We start from the raw sequence: 13,814 nt of genomic DNA on the forward strand, positions 1-13,814 counted from the left end.
TGCCGGGCGCGGGCCCGGCTTCAACTGTGGTGACCAACACCTCGATCAGGTGATGCAGGTCACGGAAAGGGAGATCACGGCCTGGGATCGTCCTCCTGAAGCTCAAACAGCTCCTCCAGAACCCGCATCGCCGAGCGCCGCTGGGTGCGCGACTGGGGTGCCCGGATGTTGGTGACCGGCGTATGAAGGATCTTGTTGATGATGCCCTTGCTGAGGGCTTCCACCACCTTGCGTTCCCGGGCTGACAGATCGGGCCCCATGCGGCTGAGGGCCTTCTGGAGCTCCTGCTCGCGGATGTCCTCCAACCGCACCCGCAGTCTGTTGACCACGGGCACCGCCTCCAGACCGTCCCACCATTCCAGAAACAGGCGAGACTCCTGATGCAGCAGTCCTTCGGCCTCGGCGGCCATCTCACGGCGGGCTTCCTGATTGCGGGCCACCACCTCCTGAAGGTCATCCACGTCGTAGGCCTGCACACCAGGAACCTCGGCGGAGTCGGCGGCGATGTTGCGGGGGACGCCGATGTCCACCAGCATCAGGGAGCTGCGGCGGTTGAGGCCGGTCAGGCGCTCGGCGCTGATGATCGGGTCCTCGGCGGCCGTGCTGCAGAACACCAGCGAACAGGTGCTGAGGCAGTGGTCGAGATCCTCAAGGGGGCGGCACTGCACCGGCAGAACCGGAAAATCGGCCGCCAGCTGTTCGGCTCGGGTCACGGTGCGGTTGAGCAGCACCACACCCCGGCATCCCTTGGCCTGCAGGTGCTGCAGCAGCAGCCGCGCCATGCGGCCGGCCCCCACCACGGCAACCTGCTCCTGATCGAGGGATACCAGGTCATCGACCCCCCGCGCCTGGCCCACCTTCAGCTGGGCCAGCTCCACCGCCGCCGAGCTGATCGAGACGGCACCCGTGCCCAGGTTGGTTTCGGTGCGCACCCGCTTGCCGGTGCTCACCGCCTGGTTCAGAAGCCGGTTCAGAATCGGGCCCAGTGAGCGGTGCTCCTGGCCGAGCCGCACCATCTTCTTCACCTGGGAGAGGATCTGGCCCTCGCCCAGCACCAGCGAATCCAGACCGGCCGACACCCGCAGCAGGTGGTCGACAGCCTGCTCGTGGTGGTAGGTGAACAGGTGGGGGGTGAGCTCATCCACCGCCAGGCCGGAGTGCTGGCTGAGGAAGGCCCCGATCGAGGAGATGCCCTGCTCCGGATGGCGCAGCAGCGTGTAGATCTCCAGCCGGTTGCAGGTGCTGAGGATGGAGGCCTCCAGCACCTGATCGTCGTCTCGCAACTGCTGGAGCGAGGCATCCATGGCCTGCTCCGGGATGCTGAGGCGCTCCCGGATCTCCACTGGAGCCGTGCGATGACTCAGACCGACAACGGCGATGTGCATGGTGGCAGCGCGGTGTGAGCTGATCGGTGCCGGCTCAGCGCAGCGCGATGCTCTGGGCACCGGCCTTGATGTGCACGGTGTCGGTGAAGCGTGCGGAGTTGTCGAGGGTGCTGATCACCAGCGAGCTGGTGCGGGTGCAGTCCTTCTCGAATTTCACCCCGTGGAACAGCAGGCCATCGGTGATGCCGCTGCCAGCGAACACCACGTTCTCTCCGGAGGCCAGCTCGTTGGCTTCGTAGATCCTGTCGGGATCGGCAATGCCCATCTCGGCCAGGCGGGCCAGGTTGCCCTCCCGGGTGAGCCCTTCCCACTCCTTGGTCTGGGCCACGGCAGGGTCGTACACCAGCTGGCCCTGGAAATGACCACCAAGGGCGCGCATGGCGGCGGCTGAAATCACGCCCTCAGGTGCGGCGCCGATGCCCATCAGGCAGTGGGTGCCGGTGCCGGCGAAGCCACAGGCGATGGCGGCCTGCACGTCGCCGTCGGAGATGGGCTGAACCCGGGCGCCGGTGGCGCGGATCTCGGCGATCAGGTCCTTGTGGCGGGCACGGTCCATGACCACGATCACCAGGTCGCTCTTGGCCATGCCGAGGCACTGGCTGAGGATCTCGATGTTCTCGGTGGCGCTCTTGCGGATGTCCACCTTGCCCTTGGCGGCCGGGGGCGCCGCCAGCTTCTTCATGTAGAAGTCCGGGGCGTTGAACAGGCCGCCACGGTCTGAGGCGGCCAGCACCGCCATCGAGCCGCGCTGGTTGTTGGCGCAGAGGTTGGTGCCCTCGCAGGGGTCCACGGCGAAGTCCACGCCGGGGCCGGTGCCGCTGCCCACCTCCTCGCCGATGTAGAGCATGGGCGCCTCATCCCGCTCGCCCTCGCCGATCACGATGCGACCCTGCATGGCGATCTGGCCCATGCGCTTGCGCATCGCCTCCACGGCAGCCGCGTCAGCCTCGTCCTTCTTGCCCAGGCCCGTGAGTTCGGCCGAGGCGATGGCGGCCTGTTCGACAACTTCGAGAATTTCCTGGATAAGGGTGCGATCCACAGTGGTCCGGCAAGAGGGGAGGAGGCTTCGTGATCGGGCCTGAGATGGCAGCTGCTGTGCGGAATCTCAGTCAGGAAGCGGGCCTCACTGTATCAGCGATGGCAGCGCCTCCCGGCCGGCCCGGGGGCGCAGCCAAGGGCCTGGCGGGGCCTTAACTACACTGAATTTCCCCTAGCCCAGCGGCCGTCCCATGAGCAGCAAGTCCCTGGTGGTGTCACCATCGATCCTCTCCGCCGACTTCTCCAGGCTCGGGGATGACGTGCGGGCCGTCGATGCGGCCGGTGCAGACTGGATCCACGTGGACGTGATGGACGGCCGCTTCGTGCCCAACATCACCATCGGCCCCCTGATCGTGCAGGCGCTGCGGCCGGTCACAAGCAAGCCGCTGGACGTTCATCTGATGATCGTGGAGCCCGAAAAGTATGTGGCTGATTTCGCCAAGGCCGGCGCTGACATCATTTCGGTGCAGGTGGAGGCCTGTCCGCACCTGCACCGCAACCTGGCCCAGATCCGCGATCTCGGCAAGATGGCCGGTGCTGTGCTGAACCCCAGCACCCCGATCGACACGCTCGAGTACTGCCTTGAACTCTGCGATCTCGTGCTCGTCATGAGCGTGAACCCCGGCTTCGGGGGCCAGAGCTTCATCGACAGCCAGGTGGACAAGATTCGTGACCTTCGGCGGATGTGTGATGCCAAGGGCGTCGATCCCTGGATCGAGGTGGATGGCGGCATCAAGGCCGAGAACGCCTGGAAGGTGATCGAAGCCGGAGCCAACGCGATCGTGAGCGGCTCGGGCGTGTTCAACCAGCCCAGCTATGCCGACGCCATCACCGGCATCCGTCAGAGCCGCCGGCCCGCCCCCGTGGCGGTCTGAACAGCTGAACCGGCCAGGCTCCCCAGAGGGGGAGATCTGGTGTCTCAGCGCTCAGCTCTCGAAGAACCAGCCGTAGCTGTGCAGGCCGATGCCCAGCAGGTTGACGCCGATGTAGCAGACGGCGATCACCACCAGACCCACCGAGGCCACGATCGCCGGGCGGCGACCCTGCCAGCCACGGATCAGGCGGGTGTGCAGGTAGGCGGCATACACCAGCCAGCAGATCAGGGCCCAGGTTTCCTTCGGATCCCAGCTCCACCAACTGCCCCAGGCCTCGTTGGCCCACACCGCGCCGCTCACCAATCCCACCGAGAGCAGCAGAAAGCCCACGGTGATCGTGCGGTAGCTGAGTGAATCGAGCTGCTCGGCGATCGGAATCGACACGCTGGAGAGCTTCATCGGCGCCGCCATGGCACCCGGACCATCGCAGGCCAGCTGGGCCTGGCGATAGCCGCCGCTGCCGATCGAGCTGCTGCGCAGCTCCAGGGCCCGGCCCCTGTCGGTGAACAGCACGGCCACCGACAGCAGCGATCCCACCAGCAGGGCCGCGTAGCTCAACATGATCACGCTCACGTGCATCACCAGCCAGCTGGAACGCAGGGCGGGCACCAGGGGGGAGGCCTCCTGAAGCCGATCGGGCAGGGCGAAGCTGGCGAAGGCCACGCAGCCGAGCGCCATCGGCGTGGCGGCAGCCGGCACCAGCGGTGATGGCCAGCTGCGCTCCACCAGCAGCTGGGTGAGGGTGCAGCCCCAGGCCAGGAAACAGAGCGACTCGTAGAGATTGCTGATCGGGAAATGGCCGGAATCGATCCAGCGCAGCACCAGCTGGGCGGTGAGACAGAGGTTGGCCGTGGCGATCAGCACCCGCACCACGGAGCTGTTGCGACCGCCACTCAGGGCCCAGAACGCCAGAGGCAGCACCAGCAGCAGCAGGGCGAAGGCGGCGAGGCCCAGGGCAAGAACCGGATCGTGGAGCAGATCAGGCAAGGTTTCAGCGCAGAGTCATCTCCCAGTCTGGCTGGTGATGGCGTCAGCTTGTCAGCGGCTGGCCTGCCGTAACAGCACGAAGCCCGTGACCAGGCCGATCACCACGGGCAGCCAGGCGGAGAACAGGGGCTCAAGTGTGCCCTTGACGCCCAGGGAACTGAAGCTGAAGGCCACCAGGTAGTAGCCGAAGATCAGCAGCACGCTGAGGCCGAACCCCTGGCTGCGGCTGCGCCGCGAGTGGGGCCTGGCCCCCAGGCTGCTGCCGATCAGGCCAAACACCAGACAGACCGCCGGAAAGGCGAACTTCTCCTCGATCCTCACCCGCAGTTTGCGCGCCGCTTGCTCGTCGCCCGATTCCCGCAGCAGCCGTTCCGCCGTGCGCGCCTGACCGATGGTCATCTCGTTGGCGTCGGTGGGCAGCTTGGCCACCCGCATCGGCTGGTTGCCGAGCGGATAGAGGTAGCGATCGAAGCGGGCGGAGGTGATCGCGTCGGAATCGGCGCCGCCGATGCCGAACACCCGACCATCGAGAAACTCCCACTGGGCCTCAGTATCACTCCAGCGGGCCCGCTTGGCCGTGAGCATCACCCGATGGGCCGAACGGCTCATGTCCACCAGGGTCACATCCTCCATCACACCCTGGTTGAAACGCTGGGCATAGAAGATGTGGGTGAGGCCGCGCCTGGTGCTGCCATCGGGTTGCTCGACCCTGCCGTAGCGGGAATAGAGCACGTTGTCCTTCTGCTCGCCGGCCACGGCCCTGCCGATCGCCCGGCTCAGGGTGGCCTCGGCCTGGCTCAGGGTGCGCGGCACCACCGCTTCGTTGAAGCCGAAGGTGAGCAGCGTCATCACCAGCGAGAGAGCCACGGCCGCCATCACCATCCGCCAGGTGGGCACCCCAACGCTGCGCAGTGCCGTGAGTTCGCTGTTGCCGGAGAGCTTGCTGAAGGTGAGCAGGGTGGCCATCAGGGTGGCCATGGGGAAGGAGAGCACCAGAAACGAGGGCAGCTCCAGCAGCAGCACCTGCAGGGCCACGTCGAGCGGCAGGCCCGATTCCGCCACCCGCCGCACCAGCTCGAACACGGCCCCCACCGACAGCGACACCGCCGTGAAGGCCGCCACGCCGTACACCAGCGGGCCGAACAACTCGCCCAGCAGCCAGCGATCCAGCAGCGGCAGCCGCCGCCAGGGCGCCAGCACCTGGCGCTGCAGCCGATCCAGGGCCAGAGGGGTGCCGCTCACAGTCTGAAACCCTCCCCCAGGTAGTGCTGCCGCACGAGGGGATCGTTCCCCACATGCTCGGACGTGCCTGAAGCCAGGATGGCGCCCTCCGAGAGGATGTAGGCCCGATCGGTGATGGCCAGGGTCTCGCGCACGTTGTGGTCGGTGATCAGCAGCCCCATGCCCCGGCCGCGCAGCTGCTGGATCAGGTCCTGCAGATCGGCCACGGCAATCGGATCCACCCCGGCGAAGGGCTCATCCAGCAGCAGGTAGCGGGGGCCTTCCGCTCCCACCGCCAGGGCGCGGGCCACCTCGGTGCGGCGCCGCTCGCCGCCCGAGAGCTGGTAGCCGCGGCGGTGCTGAAAGGCGCTGAGGTGAAAATCCTCGATCAGGTGTTCGAGCCGCTCGCGGCGCAGAGGCCTGGGGGTGCGACTGGATTCCAGGGCCAGCCTGAGATTGTTGCGCACGTCGAGCTGGCGAAACACGCTCGGTTCCTGGGGCAGGTAACCGATGCCGAGGCGGGCCCGCTGGGGCATCGGCACCTTGCTGATCTCGCGGCCGTCAAGCAGCACGGCCCCTGCGTCGGGGCGGATCAGGCCCGTCACCAGGCCAAAGGTGGTGGTCTTGCCGGCGCCGTTGGGACCCAGCAGGCCCACCACCTCGCCCGGTTCGAGGTGCAGGGAGACATGGTCCACCAGCACCCGGCCGCCGATGGCCAGCACCACCTGCTTCAGCTCCAGCGTCATGGCAGGGCGGCGGGGTCCGGAGCCTGGGTGGGGGGGAAGCGGTAGAGGGTGGTCACCTGTTCGCCGGGGGCCGATTCGGCCACCAGCCGTTCGTTCTCCACGAAGTAAACAAGCCGCTCGGCCCGGATGCTGTTGCCATCCCCTTGAAGCACATCCACATCGCCACTCAGCACCAGGCGACCCTCACGGCTGAAGTACTGGGCCTGGCGGGCCGTGGCCACCACCCCCTGATCGCCGTAGACGATCCGCACATTGCCGCTGGCGGAGAGGATTCCGGTGGCGTTGTCGGCGCTCTGCAGGTCGGATTCGATCGTCACCACGCCGGTCAGAGGGGCCGTCTCGGGTGCGGCCGCTGGCGTGGCCATCTCCTGCGCCCTGGCTCCTGCCACCAGGGAGGAGGCGGGGAGGCCAAACGCAGCCAGACCCAGCAGGGCAACGCTGGCGGGATGGAAGGCAGACAGGGGCAAGGACCGGGGCTGCCTGAACGCAGAATTCAATCTACAGAGGGCTGCGACGCTGCCCTGGCTGGAAGCAGCCGGGGCGGCTCCAGGTTCGGGTTCTGCTCAGGGCCCTGCAGGGCTTGCAGCCAGAGGCCGGCACTGCGGCAAACGGCTGCGAGATCCAGGCCCAGGGCGTCCTGCGGGCAGTCGCGCAAGCGCCCCAGCCCCTCACCCGTGAGGATGGTGGCACCGCGCCGATTGCCCCGTTCGAGGTGAAGCTGGCCCACGGCAATCTGCAGCAGGCCCTGCAGCACCGGACGGGTCGGGCCTGCCGTCTCGTGCCAGAGCTCCTCAAAGCTGTCGTGGCAGCCATACCAGTCGCCGGCATTGAATTGGGCGATGGCGGCGCCGAGGCGGGCATCGCCCAGCAGGGCTGACTCTTCGGGATCGAGCATGGAGCTGGACCTGGATCGGACCTTGATCTGAACCTGAACGCTCAGCGCTTGGCCGCCTTTTTGGAGGGCAGCTTGCGCAGCCGGATCGATTCCGGTGTCACCTCGAGCATTTCATCGGGACCGATGTACTCAAGGGCGCGTTCCAGAGTCATCTGCACAGGTGACTGCAGGGTGTCGAGCACCTCGGCGCCAGCGGAGCGGATGTTGGTCACCTGCTTGGCCTTGCAGACGTTGAGCTCGAGATCCTGGGGCCGACTGTTCTCACCCACGATCATGCCCTTGTAGACCTTGGTGCCAGGAGTGATGAAGAACTGGCCGCGATCTTCGGCCCCCTTGAGGGCATAGAAGGTGGCCGTGCCCTCCTCGAAGGCAATCAGCACGCCGCTGCGGCGGGTGTCCACATCGCCCTGCATGGGCCGGTAGTCGAGGAAGGAGTGGCTCATGATTCCCTCACCGCGGGTGGCACGGATGAACTCGCCGCGGAAACCGATCAGGCCGCGGGCCGGCACCACGAATTCCAGCAGGGTGCGGCCGTCGCTGGTGGTTTCCATGTTCTGCATTTCCGCCTTGCGGCTACCGAGTTTCTCGATGCAGGCACCCACGGATGCTTCCGGCACGTCGAGCACGAGGGTTTCGTAGGGCTCGCTGGGGGTGCCATCGATCGTGCGGAAGATCACCTGGGGCTGGCTCACCTGGAACTCATAGCCCTCGCGGCGCATCGTTTCGATCAGGATGCCGAGGTGCAGCTCACCCCGGCCGCTCACCGACCAGCGATCGGGGGAGTCGGTGTCCTCCACCCGCAGGGCCACGTTGGTGAGCAATTCCTTCTGCAGCCGATCGCGCACCTGACGGCTGGTGACGAACTTGCCCTCCTTGCCGGCGAAGGGGGAGTCGTTGATGACGAAGGTCATCTGCAGGGTGGGCTCATCCACCTTGATCAAAGGCAACGCCTCGGGATTGTCCGGGCAGGCGATCGTCTCGCCGATGTTCACCTCATCGAAGCCGGACACGGCCACCAGGTCGCCGGCGCTGGCCTCGGCGATCTCCACCCGCTGCAGGCCCTGGAAGCCGAGCAGCTTGCTGATGCGGCCGCGCTTGACGCTGCCGTCATCGCGCAGGAGAGCAGCGGGCTGACCCGCCTTGATGGTGCCGTTGTGGATGCGGCCGATCATGATCCGGCCGAGAAAATCGCTGTAGTCGAGGGTGGTGACCTGGAGCTGCAGCGGCTTGGCGGGGTCCCCCACCGGCGGCGGCACATGGCGCAGGATGGCGTCGAAGAGCGGACGCATGGTGTCGCTCTCTGTTTTCATGTCGGGCTTGGCGTAGCCGCCCATGCCGCTGCCGAACAGGTAGGGGAAATCGCACTGGTCGTCGTCGGCACCGAGCTCGAGGAAAAGGTCGAGCACCTTGTCCACGGCGATCTCCGGATCCACCCGGGCCCGGTCGATCTTGTTGACAAACACGATCGGACGCAGCCCTTTCTCCAGGGCCTTCTTGAGCACGAAACGGGTCTGGGGCATGGGCCCCTCGTTGGCGTCCACAATCAGCAGGCAGCCATCCACCATGCCCAGCACGCGCTCCACCTCGCCGCCGAAGTCAGCGTGACCAGGGGTGTCGACGATGTTGATGCGAATGCCTTCGAAATCAACCGCCGTGTTCTTGCTGAGGATCGTGATGCCGCGCTCGCGCTCCAGATCGTTGGAGTCCATCACGCAGGTGGGCACCGCTTCGTTGTCGCGGAAGATGCCCGACTGGGCCAGCAGCGCGTCGACGAGGGTGGTTTTGCCGTGGTCAACGTGGGCAATGATCGCAATATTGCGAATCGGCGTGCCTGAATGTGCGCCGCTCATAAATTGAGAATTCCTACGGTTCAGTCTGTAGCCAAGAAAACAGACTACTCCATCCCCTTGCCAGGCTGATCCCGGCTCAGGGGGCCAGACGCTGGGCGGGCTCGAACACTTTCAGCGCCTCGGCCGTGCCCTCGAAGCGCCAGTGCCAGGGTTCGTAGCTCACGCCCTGGGGATTGCCTGCGGGAAACGACAGGGTGAAATGGAACCGCTGGGCATGGTCCTCCAGCCAGCGGAAGGCCTGCGTGGCGGCAAAGTCCTCGGAGAGATGGGTCTGGGGCATGCGGCCATCGCCCAGATCGATGGCATACCCCGTGCTGTGTTCAGAGAAGCCGGGCGGTGCGCTCACCTCGGCCCGCTCGCGGGCGTTCTGGTTGCGCTCCGCCTTCACATCGAAAAAGATCTCCCGCTGCAGGGCCCTGGAGCGGTAGGCACTCAGCAGCACCAGGGAGATGCCGTCGGCCTCCGCGGCCCGGCGCATGGCGGCCAGGGCTTCGGCGGCGTCGCGATGCAGTTCCTGCCCCGGCGCCACGCTCACCAGGACGGCGGGGTCGGCCTCGTCATAGGGAAAGTGACCCAGCAGGCGGCCATCGGCGGTCTGGCTGGCATCGAGGCCCTCCACCGGCCTGGGGGCCAGCCACCGCTGCAGGGCCTGGCGGCTCTGGGGCAGCAGCAGCCCCCCGGCCAGCAGCACCAGAACCAGCGAGAGGCCCAGCCGCCCCAGCCGCGCCAGTGGGTGCGTCGGTGCTGCCGCAGGCAACTGCCGGCGAGCCACAGGGATGTCATCGGGCTGCACGACGCCAGAGGAGCGGTGGGTGGGCAGTCTGGGGTTCAGCGCCACGCCAGGGCGGCATCACAGCACCCATGCAAGCGGACCCGGGGCCCAAGAGCCAGTGAGGCGCGCCAGGCCGACGGGCGCCCCAAGCCAAGGCCTTAAATTGTTACAGCTTCGTCATACTCGCGCCACGATTCGGCCTCTGGGGTATGCGCGATTGCATCCATGTCGGCCCGTTGTTGCCGGCGGCAAATCACAATCTCCTTGGCGAAACCGGAAATCCCCCCGCCAGACCAGGCAGCGGTGTTAGTTTCGGCCGACAGCTTTCTTTTGGCGGAGCATTCAACTGATGTTGCGTGTCGCAGTGGTGGGCGGTGGCCCCAGTGGGTCCTGTGCCGCCGAGGTGCTTGCCAAGGCCGGTATCCAGACGTGGATCTTCGAGCGCAAGCTCGACAACGCCAAACCCTGTGGTGGGGCGATTCCACTTTGCATGGTTTCCGAATTCGACCTTCCCGATTCGATCATCGATCGCAAGGTTCGGAACATGCGCATGATCTCTCCCTCCAACCGGGAGGTGGATATTCATTTGGACAACAACAACGAATACATCGGCATGTGCCGCCGGGAGGTGCTCGACTCCTTCCTGCGCAACCGCGCCGCTGATCTCGGTGCCCATCTGGTCAACGGTCTGGTGACCAAGATCGACACCGGCGTCAACCGCCAGGGCCCGTACACCCTCACCTACTCCGACTACGGCACCGGCGAGGCCACCGGTGAGAGCAAAACCCTCGAAGTTGACCTGATCGTGGGCGCTGATGGTGCCAACAGCCGGGTCGCCAAGGCGATGGATGCCGGCGACTACAATGTGGCCATCGCCTTCCAGGAGCGGATCCGGCTGCCGGCCAAGGAGATGAGCTACTACGAAGACCTCGCTGAGATGTACGTCGGCACCGACGTTTCGCCGGACTTCTACGCCTGGGTCTTCCCCAAGTACGACCATGTGGCCGTCGGTACCGGCACCATGCAGAACAACCAGTCTCTGATCAAGGGTCTGCAGGAAGGCATCCGGCTGCGGGCCCGCAAGCGGCTCGTCAATGGCGAGGTGATCAAGGTGGAAGCCCACCCCATTCCTGAGCATCCCAGGCCCCGCCGCGTGGTGGGCCGCATGGCCCTGGTGGGCGACGCCGCGGGCTACGTGACCAAGAGCTCCGGCGAAGGCATCTACTTTGCAGCCAAAAGTGGCCGCATGTGCGCCGAGCAGATCGTGGCCAGCAGCCAGGCAGGGCAGCGCATCCCGACCCAGGCCGATCTCAAGAAATACATCAAGACCTGGGATCGCCAGTACGGTGCCACCTACAAGGTGCTTGAGATTCTGCAGAACATCTTCTACTCCAATGACGCTGCCAGGGAAGCGTTCGTGGAGATGTGCGATGACAAAGATGTGCAGCGCCTCACCTTTGACAGCTACCTCTACAAGCGGGTGGTGGCGATGAACCCCTGGCAACAGATCAAGCTCACCGTGCTCACCATGGCCGCCGTGCTGCGCGGCAATGCCCTTGCCCCCCAGACCTACAAACCCGTCGACAGCGCCGTGCGCGATGACGATGAAGTGGCCGCCATGCTGGCTGTCAGCACCATCAAGGGCGGCATCAAGATGCGCGGTGAACTGGCTGCCCAGGCAGCCGCCAGCCCGGCGAATGGCACCGGCACGAGCCAGGACAAGTCAGCCGATCAGGAACGGGAACCTGTGCTGGCCGGCCAGTGATCCAGCGGAGCGCCTGAAGCGAGGCTTCAGGCCTGGAGTGCGCTGAAGTCAGCCAGCACCGAAGCCTGGTTGCGCAGCACGCTCAACAGGGCCAGACGGTTGCTGCGGATGCGACTGTCTTCAGCCATCACCATCACGCTGCTGTCGCCATCAAAGAAGGCGGCCAGGGCAGCAGCGCTCTCCTGCAGGGCCGCCGCCAGCGCCGCCAAGCCAGGCAACGCGGCCTTCTGAGCAGCCTCCTTGGCGAGTGGTTCCAGCCGCTGCAGCACGGCAAGCATGGCCGCCTCGCTGGGCTTCTCGAACAGCGCCGGCTCCACCACGGCTTCGGGGCTGAGCGTGTGCTGATCGAGAGCTCCCTTCTCCGCCAGTCTTGTGGCCCGGGTGACCACAGCCTGCAACGGCGCCAGCCGCCCCTGCTGACGCAGCTCGCGCAGCAACAGCCCCCGCTGACGGACCGCACCGGGATCGGCCAGCAGCCGTTGCCTCGGCAGCCCGGCTCCCGCCACCGCCGCCACCAGGTCGGCCGCCAGGCCCTCCTCCTCCAGCAGGCTGGCGATGCGCTGGGCCAGAAAGTCGCCCAGGTCGGCCGCCAGGGCCGCCGGCTCGATCCGGAATTCAGGAAACAGACTGGCCCAGCGGCGGCTGCCGGCCAGGAGCAGCCCCTGCAGATCCAGCCGCCAACCCTGCTGCCAGAGAATCTGCAGCAGGCCATTGCCCGCCCGCCGCAGGCCGTAGGGATCGGAGGAGCCGCTGGGCCGCTCACCCTTGGCGAAGATGCTGAACAGCAGTTCCAGGCGTTCGGCCAGAGCCACCACGGCCCCGGCAGCGCTGTGGGGCAGCGCGTCTGCGGCACCCCGCGGCAGATAGTGCTCGAGCACCGCCAGGGCCACCGCCCGCGGCTCGCCCTCGGCCAGCAGGTATTTGGCGCCCATGATGCCCTGCAGCTCGGGGAATTCGCCCACCATCTGGCTCACCAGATCGTGCTTGCAGAGGTGGGCCGCCCGCAGGGCCGCCTCGGCGACGTCCGGGGGCAGCGCCAGGGCCTGCAGCAGCTCCTGGCTGCACCACTCGAGTCGCTCCACCCGGTCGCGCAGGGAGCCCAGTCCCTCGGCAAAGGTGACCCGGGCCAGCTGTTCGCGCCGCTCCAGGCTGGAGACGGCCCTGTCAGCTTCCAGGAAGAAACGGGCATCGGCGAGCCGGGCGCGCAGCACACGCTCGTTGCCACGGCGCACGGTGTCGAGGGAGTCCGGCGAGCCATTGCCCACGCACAGGAAGGCGGGCAGCAGCACATCCCGTGCTTCAAAGGCGAGGGGATCCACCGCGGCGTTGCGGCGGTAGAGCGGCACGTAGCGCTGGTGGGCCCGCATCACGGTGCAGAGCACCTCGGCTGGCAGGGCCAGGTAGGCGGGGTCCAGCGCCCCCTGCAGGAGCAGCGGCTGCTCCACCAGATCGGTGAGCTCCTCCAGCAGGTCGCCGGGCAGGTCCGGACGGCCCTCCAGCGCCTCGGCCGCCCGCTGGATGCCCTGGCTGATCCGCTCGGCCCGCAGCTGCCGGTGCACCTCCAGCCCGGCGGCGGCGAGGCTGGCCCCGTACTGGTCCGCCGCGGCGATCGGCACCGGCTGCGGGTGCAGCCGGTGCCCCCGGCTGAGGCGGCCGGCCCGCACCTCTGGATCGCTGCCCGGCAGCCACACCGGCAGCACCTCGGCATCGAGCAGGGCCACCAGCCAGCGCACCGGCCTTGAGAAGCGGAAGTCTCCTTCCCCCCAGCGCATGAAGCGGCGGCCCTGCAACCCCTGAATCCAAGCGGGAATGCACTCCGTCAGCACCTCACGGGTGGGCCGTCCCGGCTCCAGCAGCCGCGCGAACACAAACGGGCCCTTGGCCGTGGGGCGCACCTCCAGCGCCGCCGGCTCGACGCCGCAGCGCCGGGCAAAGCCCAGAGCCGCCTGGGTCGGCACGCCGTCCTTGAAGCCCTGACTGGCTGGCGGCCCCTTGCGCTCCTCCCGCCGCTCGCTCTGGCAGGCGGGCAGCCCGTCCACCACCACGGCCAGGCGCCGTGGTGTGCTGGTCACCTCCAGGCGGCCATGGCTGAGGCGCTGGTCGTCCAGGTCGCGGGCCACCAGCGCCTGCAGCTGGGGCACAGCCAGGCGAGCGAAATCGGCCGGCAGCTCCTCGGTTCCGATCTCCAGAAGAAAGGTGGACACGCCAACCGCAACAGCAACCGCCAACTGTATGGAGCCGTCTGCAACTGATCAGGCTGCCGGTGGGCCTTGTTCGCTA

The 13,814-nt window shown here is 67.1% G+C and carries 12 protein-coding genes; 2 read left to right on the forward strand and 10 right to left on the reverse strand.

Annotated elements, in window-relative coordinates; translation table 11 throughout:
• Nucleotides 1-74: 74 nt before the first annotated feature.
• Nucleotides 75-1,385, reverse strand: coding sequence for a glutamyl-tRNA reductase (locus IQ220_RS05610; RefSeq protein WP_193913500.1), 1,311 nt, complete (start codon nucleotides 1,383-1,385; stop codon nucleotides 75-77).
• Between the two features lie 34 nt (nucleotides 1,386-1,419).
• Nucleotides 1,420-2,424 carry a class II fructose-bisphosphatase gene (gene glpX, locus IQ220_RS05615; protein WP_186699758.1) on the reverse strand — a complete coding sequence of 335 codons (1,005 nt, stop codon included), beginning with the start codon at nucleotides 2,422-2,424 and terminating at the stop codon, nucleotides 1,420-1,422.
• A 190-nt stretch (nucleotides 2,425-2,614) separates the two neighbouring features.
• On the opposite strand from glpX, the gene rpe reads away from it, so the two are divergent.
• Nucleotides 2,615-3,298, forward strand: coding sequence for a ribulose-phosphate 3-epimerase (gene rpe, locus IQ220_RS05620; RefSeq protein ID WP_186699760.1), 684 nt, complete (start codon nucleotides 2,615-2,617; stop codon nucleotides 3,296-3,298).
• A 51-nt stretch (nucleotides 3,299-3,349) separates the two neighbouring features.
• Here the strand turns inward: rpe and ccsB are convergent, their stop codons facing one another.
• The 7 genes from ccsB to IQ220_RS05655 all read right to left on the reverse strand — a co-directional run bounded on the left by ccsB (nucleotide 3,350) and on the right by IQ220_RS05655 (nucleotide 9,829).
• Nucleotides 3,350-4,285: a c-type cytochrome biogenesis protein CcsB gene (ccsB, locus tag IQ220_RS05625; RefSeq protein ID WP_186699762.1), complete on the reverse strand. Its 936-nt coding sequence runs from the start codon at nucleotides 4,283-4,285 to the stop codon at nucleotides 3,350-3,352.
• 51 nt (nucleotides 4,286-4,336) lie between these two features.
• Nucleotides 4,337-5,527 (reverse strand): LptF/LptG family permease, encoded by a 1,191-nt coding sequence (locus IQ220_RS05630; protein ID WP_370566340.1) that lies wholly within the window; start codon nucleotides 5,525-5,527, stop codon nucleotides 4,337-4,339.
• A complete protein-coding gene (lptB, locus tag IQ220_RS05635; RefSeq protein WP_186699764.1) occupies nucleotides 5,524-6,252 on the reverse strand; it encodes an LPS export ABC transporter ATP-binding protein in 729 nt (242 codons plus the stop codon). The genes IQ220_RS05630 and lptB overlap by 4 nt, the downstream gene beginning before the upstream one ends.
• Entirely contained in the window at nucleotides 6,249-6,719 is a 471-nt protein-coding gene (locus IQ220_RS05640) for an LPS-assembly protein LptD (protein ID WP_193913502.1), read from the reverse strand. Before IQ220_RS05640 ends, lptB begins: the two co-directional genes overlap by 4 nt.
• 26 nt (nucleotides 6,720-6,745) lie before the next feature.
• The gene (locus tag IQ220_RS05645) at nucleotides 6,746-7,147 is read right to left on the reverse strand and encodes a DUF309 domain-containing protein (RefSeq protein ID WP_193913504.1); all 402 of its coding nucleotides are present in this window, start codon (nucleotides 7,145-7,147) and stop codon (nucleotides 6,746-6,748) included.
• Nucleotides 7,148-7,188: 41 nt separating this feature from the next.
• Nucleotides 7,189-8,997: a translational GTPase TypA gene (gene typA / locus IQ220_RS05650; RefSeq protein ID WP_186699769.1), complete on the reverse strand. Its 1,809-nt coding sequence runs from the start codon at nucleotides 8,995-8,997 to the stop codon at nucleotides 7,189-7,191.
• Between the two features lie 76 nt (nucleotides 8,998-9,073).
• Complete coding sequence (locus tag IQ220_RS05655) at nucleotides 9,074-9,829, reverse strand: D-alanyl-D-alanine carboxypeptidase family protein (RefSeq protein WP_228007251.1); 756 nt, start codon at nucleotides 9,827-9,829, stop codon at nucleotides 9,074-9,076.
• A gap of 289 nt (nucleotides 9,830-10,118) precedes the next feature.
• Between IQ220_RS05655 and chlP the strand changes: the two genes are divergently transcribed.
• Entirely contained in the window at nucleotides 10,119-11,534 is a 1,416-nt protein-coding gene (chlP, locus tag IQ220_RS05660) for a geranylgeranyl reductase (protein ID WP_193913506.1), read from the forward strand.
• 26 nt (nucleotides 11,535-11,560) lie between these two features.
• Here chlP and glyS read toward each other — a convergent pair whose 3' ends face one another.
• Nucleotides 11,561-13,738: a glycine--tRNA ligase subunit beta gene (gene glyS, locus IQ220_RS05665; protein ID WP_193913508.1), complete on the reverse strand. Its 2,178-nt coding sequence runs from the start codon at nucleotides 13,736-13,738 to the stop codon at nucleotides 11,561-11,563.
• Nucleotides 13,739-13,814 lie beyond the last annotated feature (76 nt).

It is taken from the genome of Cyanobium sp. LEGE 06113 (genome assembly GCF_015207615.1).